The sequence below is a fragment of the Streptomyces alboflavus genome, assembly GCF_000716675.1.
GTDB classification, from domain to species: domain Bacteria; phylum Actinomycetota; class Actinomycetes; order Streptomycetales; family Streptomycetaceae; genus Streptomyces; species Streptomyces alboflavus.
In genome coordinates this window covers 41,697-57,461 of sequence record NZ_JNXT01000013.1, presented here as the reverse complement: position 1 = coordinate 57,461, position 15,765 = coordinate 41,697, and the positions used below count along the sequence as shown (strand labels likewise).

The window sequence follows — 15,765 nt, the reverse complement described above, 5'->3', positions numbered from 1 at the left end:
TCAGGGGCAGGCGTCGCCGGTGACCGGGCAGATGTCGATGGTGTACTCCTGGCCGCCGTCCACCTGATCGGCCAGGAAGGAGACGTTGTCCTGGAACGTCGCGGAGAGCCGACGGGCCAGCGGCAGCACGGTCACCTCGGCTGCTCCGGACAGGCGCAGGGCTGCTGCCGCGGACTGCGCGTGGCCGCCGGTCACCCAGGTGTCCTCGACGACCACGACGTGGCGTCGGCGCACCGCAGCCGACTCGACCACCTTGAAGTGCGCGGGGTTCAGGGCCCGCCGCTCACGGTGGTCGGCGCTCGTCCGTATGGCGTTCAGGGCAGTGGGCCGCCATGTCCTGGGAAGGTACGCGGCGAGTTCGTCGAGAGGGTGAGGTCCTCGTCGGCCCCGCAGTGAGGGGACGGTCACGGCGGTGGTGACGGGGTGGTGGGACACGGCGTCCAGACAGTCCGTGTGCCACAACGTGAATCCCGCGATCAGCAGGGAGAGCCGCTGCCATGCGTCGTTCGAGGCCTGCTGACCGGGCGCCCTGCTCTTGTACTCGTACATGTCGCGGTCCGCCTGCCGCCGCTGCGCGGAATAGGTGAGAGGGACGACTCGGTCGGCGAGCGGCCAGCCGCTCATGCTCTGGCGGTGGCACTCCCGGCAGACTCGGCAGTCGGGAGCGGGGAGTGGGGTGAGGCATGTGGTGCAGGTGATGCCAGGGGCACGCACGGGATTGCGCATGAGGGCGCCGAGCCGGTCACGGATCAGGGGCCGTAACTGCTTGTGCAGATCGGACTCCGTCACCGTCCGGCAGCCAGTCTGCCGAGCAGCGCCTCCAGTTGGCCAGGTCGTGCCATGAGTTCGTCCACGTGAGCCAGGACGCTCTCCTCGCTCTGCGCCACGTGGACGTCCGGCCGCTGCGCGAACTCCGCGCCCCAGTGGGTGCTTTCGACCACCGAACGCAGGAGCACCACCGGCCGCCCGTGCTCCACCGCCTGCCTGGCCTGGATGCGGGCGCCGCTCTGCTCGCCGGCCTCGACCACGACCGTGGCGAGCGCATAGCCGGACATCGTGGCGTTGCGGGCAGGGAAGGTGTGCTTGTCGGGTGCTGTGTCCGGCCAGAACTGCGAGAGCAGCAGACCTGACGAGGCCACCTGGCGGTGCAGTTGGTGGTGCTGCGGGGGATAGACCTGGCGGATTCCGGTGCCGATCACGCCGACCGTGCGTCCACCGGCGTCCAGGGCGCCTCGGTGCGCCGCGCCGTCGATGCCGGCGGCCAGCCCGCTGACCACCGTGATGCCGCGACCCACGAGCTCCTGGGCGATGCGGTACGCCCTGCGCTGTCCGCTCTCGCTGGCCGCACGTGAACCCACGACGGCGATGCCCCGGTCGTCCGGGATGACGGTGCCTTCGGTGAACAGGAGCCCCGGCATGTCATGAACCCCACGGAGGCGTGCCGGGTAGCTCCGCTCCAAGAAGGTGGTCAGGGACAGGCCGTCGGCCTCCCACGAGGCGATCAGGTCCCCCGCCGCCGCCAGCGCACCTTCCACGGGATCGTCGAGCAGCGTCGGCTGCCCCACTTCCTCTCGGAGCACAGCCAGCGCGCTTTCGGCCTCGACCGCGCGCTGAGTGAGCCGCCGCCGCGCGGTCGCCGAGGGGGCACGCCACAGCAGCGCGACCGTGGCCGTGCGTTCTGTGAAGTCCCATTCCGTCATAGGCGTGAGGCTATCGCCCGCCACCGACAGACGGGGTGCGCCGCTACTTCTTGCCGCCCCCCAGAATGCTCCCCAGCAGATCCCCGAGCCCGCCCCCGGCCGCCGGCTCCGCCGTGGGTGCCGCGCCCGGTGCCGCCCCCGCCCCGGACGACTTGGCCTTCTGGGCCCGCTTCGTGAGGACCGCGAGGACCACCGGGATCAGGAGCTCCACGGCGCGGGTCACCGTCGCCACGGGGAGGCCGGTCTTCTTCGCGACCGCGTTCGCCACCGGGCGGCTCAGCTTGCCGAGCATGCCCGCCATGACGCCGCCGCCGAGCAGTCCGCCGAGGCCGCCGCCCAGGGTGGCCACGCCCTGGAGGGGGGCCTCCTCCGTGAAGGCCTGGCGGACCTCGGCCGCCTCCGCCGGGTCGGCCGTGCGCGCCTTGTCCTGCAGGGTGCCCGAGAGCGTCGAGACCGTCTGGCCCACGACGGCCTGCGCGCCGGCCGGGTCCGTGCCGAGCACGTCGGCGATCTCCTGGAGCCTGTCGTCGCCCAGCTCGGTCAGTACGTCCTGCTCGAATGAGGTGTCGTCGCCCATGGGCGAAACGCTACGTCCGTGGGGGTTTGTCGGCACGCCGAAATCTTCCGGGGGAACTTGCCGAAGTCGTGCAACCCTTCCGCCACCACGCGTGTCGTACTGGGTGTCAGAAGCTCTGGAGGGGGGATCTGGGGGGATCCGCAGGGCGACTGACAAGGGGAGGGAAACCGAGGGGGCCCGGTCGACGGACAGGGCCCCCTCGAAACGTTCCCGGGCGTTCAGGGACGTGGCCGGCGTCAAGGACGTGGCCGGAGCACACCTCGGCCGCCCCCGGCGGAACAGCCCGGCTCAGCGGAACGGACCCGCTCAGAAAAAGACCCCGCACGTCAGCAGCACGTTCGCGTACGGACTCGCCTCCCCCGTCCGCACCACAAGCCGCGCCCCCGCCGACAGCTCCTTCAGCTCCTGATGCGGCACCAACCCCAGCGCCGCCCCCGGAAACCGCCGCTCCAACAACGCCGCAGTCCCCGGATTCGCCTCCCGCACCTCCCGCGCCGCCACCCCGCCCTCCACCACGAGCTCCGCGAGCAACCCGTCCAGGACCTGCGCGAACGACGGCACCCCGGCGACGAACGCCAGATCCACCACCCGCGGCCCCGCCGGAATCGGCATCCCCGCGTCACACACCAGGACCCGGTCGCCATGCCCCAGCTCGGCCAGCGCACCCGACAGATGGCGGTTGAGTATCCCGGCCTTCCTCACAGCGCTGCCACCTCGGCACCCGACGGATACGACACCTGAGCCCCCGCCCGCGTCACCGCGAGCGCCCCCACCTTCGCCGCGTACCGCGCCGCCGACTCCAGGTCCTCACCCGCGCCGAGCCGCCACGCCAGCGCCGCCGTGAACGCGTCCCCGGCACCCGTCGTGTCCACGGCCGCCACCTTCACCGAAGGCACCCGCGCCACCCCGTCCGGGCCCGCCACCAGCGCGCCATCGCCGCCGAGCGTCACCACCACCGACCTCGGGCCGAGCGCGAGCAGCCCCTTCGCCCACTCCTCCGGCGCATCCGGCACGTCCGCCCCGGCGCCCCCGAGGATCACCCGCGCCTCGTGCTCGTTCACCACGAGCGGATCGCAGGCCGCGAGGACCTCGCCCGGCAGCGGCGCGGGCGGCGACGGATTCAGGACCAGACGCGTGCCCTCGGGCAGGGCACGCACCACCTCCGCGACCGTGTCGAGGGGGATCTCCAACTGCACCGACACCACCCGGGCGGCGGCGAAGAGGCTTCCGGCGGCCCGTACGTCCTCGGGAGTCAGGCGCGCGTTCGCACCCGGCGCCACCACGATGCTGTTGTCGCCCGACGGATCCACCGTGATCAGGGCGACCCCGGTCGGCGCACCGCCCACCAGGACCCCCACCGTGTCCACGCCCGCCGACCGCTGCGACTCCAGGAGGAGACGGCCGTACGCGTCGTCGCCCACCCGGGCGAGCAGCGCCGTCCGCGCGCCGAGCCGGCCCGCCGCCACCGCCTGGTTCGCGCCCTTGCCGCCCGGATGGACGGCCAGGTCCGAGCCGAGCACCGTCTCACCGGCACCCGGCCGCCGCTCGACTGCGGTCACCAGGTCGGCGTTGGCCGAGCCCACGACCAGCAGGTCGTAGTCATGCATCGTGGTTCTGCCTTTCCCATGTTCCCCGTGCTGTGTCGACACCCGTACGCGTACGGCGCCTCACTTGAACCGTGCCACGTTCTTCTCCGTGACCACCTTCACCGGCACCTTCACCACGGAGTCGACCTTCTTGTCGTCCGCCGCGCGGATCGCGTTGCGCACCGCGATCCGGCCCAGCTCCGCGGGCTGCTGCGCCACCGACGCGTACAGCGTCCCCGCCTCGACCGCCTTCAGGCCGTCGGGCGTGCCGTCGAAGCCGACCACCGACACCGACCTGCCCGCCTTGTCGCCGAGCGCCTTCACCGCGCCGAGCGCCATCTCGTCGTTCTCCGCGAAGACGCCGTCGACGCCCGGATTGCCCTGGAGCAGGTTCGTCATGACGTCCAGGCCCTTGGTGCGGTCGAAGTCCGCGGGCTGCTTGGCGACGACCTTGATGCCGGGGAACGCCTTGATGCCCTCGGCGAAGCCCTGCCCGCGCTCCCGGCTCGCGGAGGTGCCCGCGGTGCCCTGGAGCACGACGACCTCGCCCTTCCCGCCGAGCTTGTCGGCGAGGGCCTTCGCCGCCTGCCTGCCGCCGGCGACGTTGTCGGAGGCCACGAGGGTGGCGACGTCCGCCTTGTTCACGCCGCGGTCGGCGGCGATCACCGGGATGTCCGCCTTGTTGGCGGCGCGCGCGGCCGGGCCGACGGCGTCGGAGTCGACCGGGTTGACGATGACGGCCTTCATGCTCTCGCTGGTGAAGTTCTGGAGCTGGTTGGCCTGTTGGGACGCGTCGTTCTGCGCGTCGGTGACGGTCAGGTCGACGCCCGCCTTCTCGGCCTCCGCCTGCGCGCCCTCCTTCATCTGGACGAAGAAGGGGTTGTTGAGGGTGGAGAGGGACAGGCCGATCTTCGTCGACGTACCGGAGGAGCCGGAGTTGAAGACGGACACCGCGGCGATCACGGCGGCCGCGACCACGGCCGCGAGCGTGTACTTGAGGGCCTGCGGGCCCTTGCGCCCGGACCCGGACGAGGTGCTGCCGACGGCACCGCCGCCGCCCGCGCCCGCCCCGGCCTTCCTGCGCAGCGTGTCGAGGAGCACCGCGAGGGCGATCACGACGCCGATGACGACCTGCTGCCAGAACGCCGACACGGAAAGGAGGTTGAGGCCGTTGCGCAGCACCGCGAGGATCAGCGCGCCGATCAGCGTCCCGGACGCCTTGCCGACACCGCCCGCGAGGCTCGCGCCGCCGATGACGACCGCGGCGATCGCGTCCAGCTCGTAGCCCTGCGCGGCCTGCGGCTGCGCGGACACCAGACGGGACGCGAGCACGATGCCCGCGACGGCCGCGAACAGACCGGACAGGGCGTAGATGACGATCTTCTGACGTTTCACCCGCAGACCGGAGAGGCGAGCCGCCTCCTCGTTGCCGCCGATCGCGTACATGGAACGGCCGATGTACGTACGCGACAGGATCAGCGCCGTGACCAGGCCCATCGCCACCATCACGAGCACCGGCACCGGCAGCCAGCCGCCGAGGGTGTCACCGACCTTGGAGACCGACTCCGGGAAGGCGATGGGGGAGCCCTGCGAGATCACCAGGGACAGACCGCGGCCGATCGACAGCATCGCGAGCGTCGCGATGAACGGCGGCAGCTTCCCGTACGAGACGAGCACGCCGTTGACCAGACCGCAGGCGATGCCCGTGGCGACCGCGAGGAGCACCGCGATCCAGACGGGCACCCCCTCCTTCGTCGCCGACCAGGCGAGGACCGTCGCCGAAAGCGCCGCCACCGAGCCCACCGACAGGTCGATGCCCGCCGCGACGATGACGAAGGTGACACCGAACGCGAGGATCGCCGTCACGGCCGCCTGCACGCCGACGTTGAGGAGGTTCTGCGTGGTCAGGAAGTCGCCGGAGAGCAGCGACATCGCGACCACCAGGACCACGAGGGCGCTGAGCGCGCCGTTGTCGAGCAGGACACGGCGCAGGTCCAGGCCGCCGCCCGTGCCGCCGGTGCCCGTCTTGTCAGGGCGGGTGTCAGTGGTTGCCACGGGAGTCCTCCTTCGCGTCCCCCGCAGGGGCGTCGTCGCCCGCGGGGGTGTTGTCGTTGTCCACAGGGGCGCCGTTGTCCACAGGCGCCTTCGCGGCCCCCGTGCCGGAGTCCGCAGGTGCCGTCGAGGCCCCCGTGCTGACGGCGAGGGCCATCACCGCGTCCTGCGTCGCCTCGGCCGCGCCGAGTTCACCCGCGATCCGGCCCTGCGCCATGACCAGGACCCGGTCGCTCATCCCGAGGACCTCCGGCAGATCGCTGGAGATCATCAGGACGGCGTGCCCGGCGGCCGTGAGTTCGTTGATGAGCTGGTAGATCTCGACCTTCGCGCCGACGTCGATGCCGCGCGTCGGCTCGTCGAGGATCAGCACCTTCGCCTGGGCGAGGAGCCACTTGCCGATGACGACCTTCTGCTGGTTGCCGCCGGAGAGGGTGCGCACGTGCTGGTGGAGCCCCGCCATGCGGACGCCCAGCTGGCCCGCGATCCGCTCGGCGGCGGCCCGCTGCCCGGCCCGGTCGACCAGGCCCGCGCGGGTCGCCGCCCGCAGCGTCACCAGGCCGAGGTTCTCCGCCACGGAGGCGTCGAGCACGAGGCCCTGGCCCTTGCGGTCCTCCGGCACGAGCCCGACCCCGGCGGTCATCGCCGCGTACACGTCGTGCCGGGGCAGCGCCCGGCCACCGACCTCCACCGTGCCCGCGTCGTACGGATCCGCCCCGAAGACGGCCCGCGCCACCTCCGTGCGCCCCGCCCCGACCAGACCGGCCACGCCGACGACCTCGCCCGCGCGCACCTCGAAGCCGACGTCGTGGAAGACCCCGCCCCGGGTGAGCCCACGGACCCGCAGCAACGGAGCTTCCCCGTCCGCCTGTGGGGACGCGTCGCTCCGCTCGCGCGGATACTGCTGCTCGATGGACCGGCCCACCATGAGGCGTACGAGTTCGTCCTCCGGCGTCGACGCGGGCACCTGGCCCACGCTGCGGCCGTCGCGCAGGACGCTCACGCGGTCGCCGAGGGCGGCGATCTCCTCCAGGTGGTGGGTGATGAAGACGACGCCGACGCCGTCCGCGCGCAGCCCCCGCACGAGGGTGAAGAGCTTTTCCACCTCCTCGGAGGTGAGCACGGCCGTCGGCTCGTCCATGACGAGCACGCGCGCGTGCAGGCTGAGCGCCTTGGCGATCTCCACCATCTGGAGCCGGGCGATGCCCAGTTCGCGGCAGCGGGCGCGCGGCGACACGTCGACGCCGACACGCGCGAGGAGCTCGGCCGCGTCGGCCTCCATCTTCTTGCGGTCGATGAGGCCGAAGCGGCGGGGCTGGCGGCCCAGGAAGATGTTCTCGGCGACCGTCAGATCGGGGACGAGGTTGAACTCCTGGTAGATGGTGGCGATCCCGAGCCGCTCGGCGTCCTGCGCGCCGTGGATGCGGACCTCCTCGCCGCCGACGAGGATCCGGCCCGCGTCGGGCTGGTTGGCGCCGGAGAACATCTTGATGAGCGTGCTCTTGCCCGCCCCGTTCTCGCCGAGGAGTACGTGCACCTCCCCGCCGCGCAGGTCGAAGTCCACGCCGTCGAGGGCGACGACGCCGGGGAAGGCCTTGCGGATGCCCTCGACGCGCAGCAGTTCCGGTGCGTCCTGCACGGCGTCGCGCACCGGTGCGGGGCCAGTCATGCGTCACTCCTTCGGGTCGTGCCGGGTGTGCCGGTCGTGCGGTCCGTGCTGTCCGTGCCGGTCGTGCTGTCCGTGCCGGTCGTGGGGGATTCGCCGCACGAACCGCGTACGACGAGGCGGGCCGGGAGCGTCACGGACTCCGGCGTCCGGCCCTCGATCAGGTCGGTGAGCGCCCGCACGGCGGCCCGGCCGAGGTCGCCCGTGGGCTGGGCGATCGCCGTGATCGGCGGATCGGTGTGCACGAACCAGGGGATGTCGTCGAACGCGGCGAGCGCGATGTCGTGCGGGATGCGGAGCCCGCGCGCGCGGATCGCGTCGAGCGCGCCGAGCGCCATCAAGTTGTCGGCGGCGAAGACGACTTCGGGCGGCTCGGGCAGCTCAAGGAACCGCTCGGTGGCACGCCGCCCGCTCGCGGCCTGGAAGTCGCCCTGCCCGATGTACTCGTCCGGCAGTTCGAGCCCGTACGCGGCGAGCGCGTCCCGGAAGGCCGTCACGCGCTCGCTGCCGGTGGTCGTGGCCGCGGGCCCGGCGATGATCGCGAGCCTGCGGTGGCCGAGGCCGTGCAGATGCGCCACCAGGTCCCGCACGGCGGAGCTGCCGTCGGCCCGCACCACGGGCACGTCGAGGCCGGGGATCCAGCGGTCGACGAAGACCATCGGGGTGCCCGCGCGGGCGGCGTCGAGGACGAGCGGGGAGCCGCCGTCGGCGGGGGAGACGAGGAGGCCGTCGATGCGGCGGTCCAGGAGCGTGCGGATGTGGTGGTCCTGCAGCTCGGGCCGCTCGTCGGCGTTGCCGAAGATGATGCTGTAGCCGAGCGCGCGGGCCTCCTCCTCGACGGAGCGGGCCAGTTCGGTGAAGTACGGATTGAGCACGTCGCTGATGACCAGGCCGAGCGTGCGCGTCTGGTCCGTCCTGAGGGACCGGGCGAGCGTGTTGGGCCGGTAGCCGAGCGCGTCCACCGCGGCGAGCACGCGCTCCCGGGCGGCCGGACTCACGGACGCGTGCGCGTTCAGGACACGCGAGACCGTGGCCACGGAGACGCCCGCGCGGGCCGCGACGTCTTTGATGCCGACGCTTGCCACTGCCGATGCCACCTCCTCGTGGAATCGATTACACGAGGGATTGGAATCGATTACAGGGCTTGTGACAACCCCTTGCGTGGTGGCTGAAACTCGATCGTGACTTTCGCTGGCGGGGGCGCCTTGACCAGTGGGTGCCCTGAGGCCGACCTCAGCCCCGTAAGGGGCGCGGGGAACTGCGCGGCCAGCCCCCGCAAAGCCGCAGTCGCATCTGCGGGGATCCCGGCAGACGCGACTGCGGCTTTTCGCGCGCTGAGCGCGCAGTTCCCCGCGCCCCTGACGGGGCCCAGGTCGGCCGCGCCTCCGGTCGTGCCCCGGACGGGGCGCACGTCCCCGCGTCCCCCGACGGGGAGTTGTCAGTGGGCGGCGGTAGCGTCGGGCCATGTCCAGTGCCGCACACCCGAACAGCGCCAGCGTCCCCGCCCCCCGTATGGCTGTCGTCGAGGGCGTACTGGAGCGGGTGACGTATGCCAATGAGGAGAACGGGTACACGGTCGCGCGCGTGGACACGGGGCGCGGCGGCGGCGACCTGCTCACCGTCGTCGGCGCGCTGCTCGGCGCGCAGGTCGGCGAGTCGCTGCGGATGGAGGGGCGTTGGGGCTCCCACCCGCAGTACGGCAAGCAGTTCACCGTCGAGAACTACACGACGGTCCTCCCGGCCACGATCCAGGGCATCCGGCGCTACCTCGGCTCCGGCCTCATCAAGGGCATCGGCCCGGTGATGGCCGACCGCATCACCACGCACTTCGGAGTGGACACCCTCGACGTCATCGAGACCGAGCCGAAGCGCCTCATCGAGGTCCCCGGCCTCGGCCCCAAGCGGACGAAGAAGATCGCCGCCGCGTGGGAGGAGCAGAAGGCCATCAAGGAGGTGATGGTCTTCCTCCAGGGCGTCGGCGTCTCCACGTCCATCGCCGTGCGGATCTACAAGAAGTACGAGGACGCCTCCATCTCGATAGTGCGGAATCAGCCGTACCGCCTCGCTGCCGACGTGTGGGGCATCGGCTTCCTCACCGCCGACCGCATCGCCCAGTCCGTCGGCATCCCGCACGACAGCCCGGAGCGGGTCAAGGCCGGTCTCCAGTACGCCCTCTCGCAGTCCACCGACCAGGGCAACTGCTTCCTGCCCGAGGAGCGCCTGATCGCCGACGCGGTCAAGCTCCTCCAGGTCGACACGGGCCTCGTCATCGACTGCCTCGGCGAGCTGGCCCAGGACCCCGAAGGGGTGGTGCGCGAGTCCGTCCCGGGACCGGACGGCGGCGGCGACGTCACGGCCGTCTATCTGATCCCCTTCCACCGTGCCGAGCTGTCCCTCGCGGGGCAGGTCCTGCGGCTCCTGCGGGTCCCGGAGGACCGGATGCCGGGCTTCGGGGACGTCGACTGGGCCAAGGCGCTCGGCTGGCTCAAGGGGCGCACGGGGGCAGAGCTCGCGCCCGAGCAGGAGGAGGCCGTCAAGCTCGCCCTGACCAGCAAGGTCGCCGTCCTCACCGGCGGTCCTGGCTGCGGCAAGTCCTTCACGGTCCGCTCGATCGTGGAGCTGGCCCGCGCCAAGAGGGCGAAGGTGCTGCTCGCCGCGCCCACGGGCCGCGCCGCGAAGCGCCTGGCCGAGCTGACCGGCGCCGAGGCCTCCACCGTCCACCGCCTCCTGGAGCTGAAGCCGGGCGGCGACGCTGCGTACGACAAGGACCGGCCCCTGGACGCCGACCTCGTGGTCGTCGACGAAGCGTCCATGCTCGACCTGCTTCTCGCCAACAAGCTGGTGAAGGCCGTCCCGCCGGGCGCCCATCTGCTCTTCGTGGGCGACGTGGACCAGCTGCCCAGCGTCGGCGCGGGCGAGGTCCTGCGGGACCTGCTCAGCGAGGACGGGCCCGTCCCCGCGGTCCGCCTCACCCGGGTCTTCCGCCAGGCGCAGCAGTCCGGCGTCGTCACCAACGCCCACCGCATCAACGCCGGGCAGCCGCCCCTCACCCAGGGTCTGAACGACTTCTTCCTGTTCGTCGAGGACGACACCGAGGAGGCCGGGCGGCTCACCGTCGACGTGGCCGCCCGCCGTCTGCCCGCGAAGTTCGGCCTCGACCCGCGCAGGGACGTGCAGGTCCTCGCCCCCATGCACCGGGGCCCGGCGGGCGCGGGTCACCTGAACGGCCTGCTCCAGCAGGCCATCACCCCCGGCCGCCCCGACCTGCCGGAGAAGCGCTTCGGCGGCCGCGTCTTCCGCGTCGGCGACAAGGTCACCCAGATCCGCAACAACTACGAGAAGGGCGCGAACGGCGTCTTCAACGGCACGGTCGGCGTGGTCACCGCCCTGGACGCCGACGAGCAGCGCCTGACGGTCCGCACGGACGAGGACGAGGAAGTTCCGTACGACTTCGACGAACTCGACGAACTCGCCCATGCCTACGCGGTGACAATCCACCGTTCGCAGGGAAGTGAGTACCCAGCGGTGGTGATCCCGGTCACCACCGGCGCCTGGATGATGCTCCAGCGCAATCTGCTCTACACGGCCGTGACCCGCGCCAGGAAGCTGGTCGTCCTGGTCGGTTCGCGCAAGGCTCTGGGGCAGGCGGTCCGCACGGTCTCCGCGGGCCGCCGGTGGACGGCACTGGATCACCGGCTCGCGGTTCGGCGTGGCGGTTGAGGGTAGACGTCAACGCACTGCCGCCGTTTGATCGATCAAACGAGTCGGAAACGTCACACAGCACTTTCGGAACTGGGGCGAAGGGGGCAGGATGAGCAGGTTGGCGGCACTGAGTGCCGCCAATAGGCCCAATGGTCGACCCCGAGTGCACTCTCCAGGGCCAAATGGGGGATGGTAGAGACAGTCAGGGCACCTCGAAGAAGAGGCACAACGTCGGTGAGGGATGACGTGAGCGAGAACGCTAACAAGGCTGTAGTACTGCGGTACGGCGATGGCGAGTACACCTACCCGGTGATCGAGTCCACTGTCGGTGACAAGGGCTTCGATATCGGCAAGCTCCGCGCCCAGACCGGTCTGGTGACCCTGGACAGCGGCTATGGCAACACCGCCGCCTATAAATCCGCCATCACCTACCTCGACGGCGAGCAGGGCATCCTGCGCTACCGCGGCTACCCGATCGAGCAGCTCGCGGAGCGCTCCACCTTCACCGAGGTGGCGTACCTGCTGATCAACGGTGAGCTGCCGAAGGTCGACGAGCTCGCCACCTTCAAGAACGAGATCACCCAGCACACCCTGCTGCACGAGGACGTCAAGCGGTTCTACGACGGCTTCCCGCGCGACGCGCACCCGATGGCGATGCTGTCCTCCGTGGTCAGCGCGCTGTCGACGTTCTACCAGGACAGCCACAACCCGTTCGACGAGAAGCAGCGCCACCTCTCGACGATCCGGCTGCTCGCCAAGCTCCCGACGATCGCGGCGTACGCGTACAAGAAGTCGCAGGGCCACCCGGTCGTCTACCCGCGCAACGACCTCGGCTACGTCGAGAACTTCCTGCGCATGACCTTCTCGGTGCCCGCCGCCGAGTACGAGCTGGACCCGGTCGTGGTCTCCGCGCTCGACAAGCTCCTGATCCTGCACGCGGACCACGAGCAGAACTGTTCGACCTCCACGGTCCGTCTGGTGGGCTCCTCGCAGGCGAACATGTTCGCCTCGATCTCCGCCGGCATCTCGGCCCTGTGGGGTCCGCTGCACGGCGGCGCCAACCAGTCCGTCCTGGAGATGCTGGAAGGCATCCAGGCGACCGGCGGCGACGTCGACACCTTCATCCGCAAGGTGAAGAACAAGGAAGACGGCGTGAAGCTCATGGGCTTCGGGCACCGCGTCTACAAGAACTTCGACCCCCGGGCGAAGATCATCAAGGCGGCGGCGCACGATGTCCTCTCGGCGCTCGGCAAGTCCGACGAGCTGCTCGACATCGCCCTGAAGCTGGAGGAGCACGCGCTGGCCGACGACTACTTCGTCGAGCGCAAGCTCTACCCCAACGTGGACTTCTACACCGGTCTGATCTACCGGGCCATGGGCTTCCCCACGGAGATGTTCACGGTGCTCTTCGCTCTGGGACGTCTGCCCGGCTGGATCGCCCAGTGGCACGAGATGATCAAGGAGCCCGGCTCGCGTATCGGGCGCCCCCGCCAGATCTACACCGGCGAGGTAATCCGGGACTTCGTCCCGGTGGAGTCTCGCTGACCTAGGCCCGTCGGGCCGACCTGAGCCCCGTAAGGGGCGCGGGGAACTGCGCGACCAGCCACAGCAAAGCCGCAGTCGCATCTGCCGAGATCCCGGCAGACGCGTCTGCGGCTTTTCGCGCGCTGAGCGCGCAGTTCCCCGCGCCCCTGACGGGGCCCAGGTCGGCCGCGGCTGACGGGGCGCGCGTCGGCCGGACAGGCGCCCCACTGGTCAAGGCGCCCCGGCCATGAAAAACGCCCCGCCGTCGATCCCCCCACGGGTCGACGGTCGGGGCGCTTTCCTGTGCCCCGGTGCGGATTCCCCCCACGGGATCCGGCCGGGAGTTTGTGTGGTCTGCGTTCTGCCGGGACGCGTACGGGATCGGGAGGGCCGCTCAAAGCTCCCCGGTGCACGTGCCCCGGCCAACACATCCGGGACATCCCCCAAGATGTCCCCCGACGCCCGATGGATCCCCCAAGATCCCTCTGGTGTCGCCCTCTTAGACTCGCGAGCCCCCCTGATGGTTACGTTGCGATCGCTGTGATCTACGTCTCTTGCATATGCCATCGAACGCGCGCAAGGGGGCCCAAATGCGGATTTCTCGCCTGACGTGAGAGTCCCGCGAAGACAGTGTGAAGGATCGCGAGGCTATGTGAAAGACCGCAAGCGGAGGCTGTTGGTGACGACGAACACGGAGGAGAACGCCATGGCCGCTCCGGCGATCATCGGATTGAGCAGTCCGGCCGCCGCGAGGGGCAGCGCGGCGACGTTGTAGCCGAAGGCCCAGCAGAGGTTTCCCTTGATGGTGGCGAGGGTCCGGCGGGCCAGCCGGATCGCGTCGGCGGCCACCCGCAAGTCGCCCCGGACGAGGGTGAGATCGCCCGCCTCGATGGCGGCGTCGGTGCCCGTGCCCATGGCGAGCCCGAGGTCGGCCGTCGCCAGCGCCGCCGCGTCGTTCACGCCGTCGCCGACCATGGCGACGACCCGGCCCTCCTCCTGGAGGCGGCGCACCACGTCGGCCTTGTCCTCGGGCAGCACCTCGGCGTGCACGGCGTCGGGGGCGATGCCGACGGCCGCCGCGACCGCCTCGGCCACGCTCCGGTTGTCGCCGGTCAACAGGACCGGGTCGAGGCCCAGTTCCCGCAGCCGGCGGACGGCCTCGGGACTGGTGTCCTTGACCGTGTCGGCGACCAAGAGCAGCCCCGCGGCCACCCCGTCCAGGGCGACGAGGACGGCGGTGCGGCCGTCGGCCTCGGCCCGCTCCCGGGCGGCGGCCAGGCCGGCGAGGCCGGTCACGCCGGCCTCCGCGAGCAGCCGTTCGCGCCCGGCGAGCACCTCGCGCCCGTCCACCGTGCCGCGCACCCCGGCCCCGGGGACGTTCTCGAAGCGCGTCGGCACCGGCAGGGCGCCCGCGTCGAGCCCGAGCCGCTGGGCGGCGCCCGCCGCGACCGCCCGCGCCACGGGGTGCTCGGAGGCGTGCTCCAGGGCGCCCGCGAGCCGCAGCAGCTCCTTCTCGTCGGTCGACTCGGCCGCGTACACGTCCTGGAGGGCCATGCGGCCCGTCGTCACCGTGCCGGTCTTGTCGAGCACGATCGTGTCGACGCGGCGGGTGGACTCCAGGACCTCGGGGCCCTTGATGAGGATGCCGAGCTGGGCGCCGCGGCCGGTGCCGACGAGCAGGGCGGTGGGCGTGGCGAGGCCGAGCGCGCACGGGCAGGCGATGATCAGTACGGCGACGGCGGCAGTGAACGCCGCGGCCGCGCCCACGCCGTTGCCCAGCCAGAAGCCGAGGGTGGCCACGGCGAGCGCGATGACGACGGGGACGAACACGGCGGCGACCCGGTCGGCGAGGCGCTGCACCTCGGCCTTGCCGCTCTGCGCGTCCTCGACGAGCCGGGCCATGCGGGCGAGTTGGGTGTCGGCGCCGACGCGTGTGGCCTCGACGACCAGGCGCCCGCCGGCGTTCACGGTCGCGCCGGTCACCGCGTCCCCGGCCGTGACGTCGGCGGGCACGGACTCGCCGGTCAGCATCGACACGTCGACGGCGGACGCGCCCTCGACGACGGTGCCGTCGGTGGCGACGGTCTCCCCGGGCCGGACGACGAAGCGGTCACCGACGGCGAGCCGCCCCACCGGGATCCGCGTCTCCGCGCCGTCGGGGCCGAGCACGGACACGTCCTTGGCGCCGAGGTCGAGCAGCGCCCGCAGCGCCGCGCCCGCCTTCCGCTTGGAGCGGGCCTCCAGATAGCGGCCGAGCAGGATGAACGTGACGACGCCCGCGGCCACTTCGAGGTAGAGCGCCGACGAGCTGTCGCCGCGCGCGATCGTGAACTCGAAGCCGTGCCGCATCCCCGGCTCGCCCGCCGTGCCGAGGAACAGCGCCCACACCGACCAGCCGAACGCGGCGAGCGTGCCGAGCGACACCAGGGTGTCCATGGTGGCCGCGCCGTGCCGGGCGTTGGTGAGCGCCGCCTTGTGGAAGGGCAGCCCGCCCCACACGACGACCGGCGCGGCGAGCGTCAGGGACAGCCACTGCCAGTACTCGAACTGGAGCGAGGGCACCATCGCGAGCACCACGACGGGCAGCGCGAGGGCGGCGGAGACCAGGAGCCGCTGGAGCAGTCGGTCGGCCTCGGTGAGGTCGGTGGTGACGGGCCGGTCGGCGCTGTCGTCGCCCGGCCCCGCGTCCGGCGGGGGCGGCACGATCTCGTGCGCCGAATAGCCGAGTCTCTCGACCGTGGCGACGAGCTGGCCGACCTCCACCCCGTCCGCGTAGGCGACCTTGGCCTTCTCGGTGGCGAGGTTGACCGACGCGGTCACGCCCTCGATCCGGTTCAGCTTCTTCTCGATGCGGGCCGAGCAGGAGGCGCAGGTCATTCCGCCGATGGCGAGTTCGACCTCGGAGGTGTTCATGGCGGCTCTTTCGCGAAAAGGCGCCGGGCCCCGCGGCGTGGGTGG

At 71.6% G+C, this 15,765-nt stretch carries 11 protein-coding genes; 2 read left to right on the top strand and 9 right to left on the bottom strand.

What is annotated here, in order from left to right; all coding sequences use genetic code 11:
• The 8 genes from OO63_RS12060 to OO63_RS12025 all read right to left on the bottom strand — a co-directional run bounded on the left by OO63_RS12060 (position 1) and on the right by OO63_RS12025 (position 8,666).
• The gene (locus OO63_RS12060) at positions 1 to 624 is read right to left on the bottom strand and encodes a hypothetical protein (protein WP_030359954.1); all 624 of its coding nucleotides are present in this window, start codon (positions 622 to 624) and stop codon (positions 1 to 3) included.
• A 161-nt stretch (positions 625 to 785) separates the two neighbouring features.
• The gene (locus OO63_RS12055; RefSeq protein ID WP_033264056.1) at positions 786 to 1,700 is read right to left on the bottom strand and encodes a DNA-processing protein DprA; all 915 of its coding nucleotides are present in this window, start codon (positions 1,698 to 1,700) and stop codon (positions 786 to 788) included.
• A gap of 43 nt (positions 1,701 to 1,743) precedes the next feature.
• A complete protein-coding gene (locus OO63_RS12050) occupies positions 1,744 to 2,277 on the bottom strand; it encodes a DUF937 domain-containing protein (protein ID WP_033264055.1) in 534 nt (177 codons plus the stop codon).
• A gap of 306 nt (positions 2,278 to 2,583) precedes the next feature.
• Complete coding sequence (gene rbsD, locus OO63_RS12045) at positions 2,584 to 2,979, bottom strand: D-ribose pyranase (RefSeq protein ID WP_030359951.1); 396 nt, start codon at positions 2,977 to 2,979, stop codon at positions 2,584 to 2,586.
• A complete protein-coding gene (locus tag OO63_RS12040; protein ID WP_030359950.1) occupies positions 2,976 to 3,884 on the bottom strand; it encodes a ribokinase in 909 nt (302 codons plus the stop codon). The genes rbsD and OO63_RS12040 overlap by 4 nt, the downstream gene beginning before the upstream one ends.
• 60 nt (positions 3,885 to 3,944) lie before the next feature.
• Entirely contained in the window at positions 3,945 to 5,918 is a 1,974-nt protein-coding gene (locus OO63_RS12035; RefSeq protein ID WP_030359949.1) for an ABC transporter permease/substrate-binding protein, read from the bottom strand.
• Complete coding sequence (locus OO63_RS12030; RefSeq protein WP_051810779.1) at positions 5,905 to 7,584, bottom strand: sugar ABC transporter ATP-binding protein; 1,680 nt, start codon at positions 7,582 to 7,584, stop codon at positions 5,905 to 5,907. Before OO63_RS12030 ends, OO63_RS12035 begins: the two co-directional genes overlap by 14 nt.
• Complete coding sequence (locus OO63_RS12025; RefSeq protein ID WP_234311262.1) at positions 7,581 to 8,666, bottom strand: LacI family DNA-binding transcriptional regulator; 1,086 nt, start codon at positions 8,664 to 8,666, stop codon at positions 7,581 to 7,583. The genes OO63_RS12030 and OO63_RS12025 overlap by 4 nt, the downstream gene beginning before the upstream one ends.
• 379 nt (positions 8,667 to 9,045) lie before the next feature.
• Here OO63_RS12025 and recD2 point away from each other — a divergent pair, with 379 nt between their 5' ends.
• Entirely contained in the window at positions 9,046 to 11,301 is a 2,256-nt protein-coding gene (gene recD2, locus OO63_RS12020) for an SF1B family DNA helicase RecD2 (protein ID WP_234311261.1), read from the top strand.
• Between the two features lie 228 nt (positions 11,302 to 11,529).
• Positions 11,530 to 12,828, top strand: coding sequence for a citrate synthase (locus OO63_RS12015; RefSeq protein ID WP_030359945.1), 1,299 nt, complete (start codon positions 11,530 to 11,532; stop codon positions 12,826 to 12,828).
• Between the two features lie 627 nt (positions 12,829 to 13,455).
• Here the strand turns inward: OO63_RS12015 and OO63_RS12010 are convergent.
• Positions 13,456 to 15,720, bottom strand: a complete 2,265-nt coding sequence (locus OO63_RS12010) for a heavy metal translocating P-type ATPase (protein ID WP_030359944.1) — start codon at positions 15,718 to 15,720, stop codon at positions 13,456 to 13,458.
• Between the last annotated feature and the right edge of the window lie 45 nt (positions 15,721 to 15,765).

Bases quoted from the DNA above. Each gene is read 5' to 3' on its own strand.
- OO63_RS12060 (WP_030359954.1), bottom strand. From the start codon at position 624: ATGAGCGGCTGGCCGCTCGCCGACCGAGTCGTCCCTCTCACCTATTCC.
- OO63_RS12055 (WP_033264056.1), bottom strand. From the start codon at position 1,700: ATGACGGAATGGGACTTCACAGAACGCACGGCCACGGTCGCGCTGCTG.
- OO63_RS12050 (WP_033264055.1), bottom strand. From the start codon at position 2,277: ATGGGCGACGACACCTCATTCGAGCAGGACGTACTGACCGAGCTGGGC.
- OO63_RS12010 (WP_030359944.1), bottom strand. From the start codon at position 15,720: ATGAACACCTCCGAGGTCGAACTCGCCATCGGCGGAATGACCTGCGCC.
- recD2 (WP_234311261.1), top strand. From the start codon at position 9,046: ATGTCCAGTGCCGCACACCCGAACAGCGCCAGCGTCCCCGCCCCCCGT.
- OO63_RS12030 (WP_051810779.1), bottom strand. From the start codon at position 7,584: ATGACTGGCCCCGCACCGGTGCGCGACGCCGTGCAGGACGCACCGGAA.
- OO63_RS12040 (WP_030359950.1), bottom strand. From the start codon at position 3,884: ATGCATGACTACGACCTGCTGGTCGTGGGCTCGGCCAACGCCGACCTG.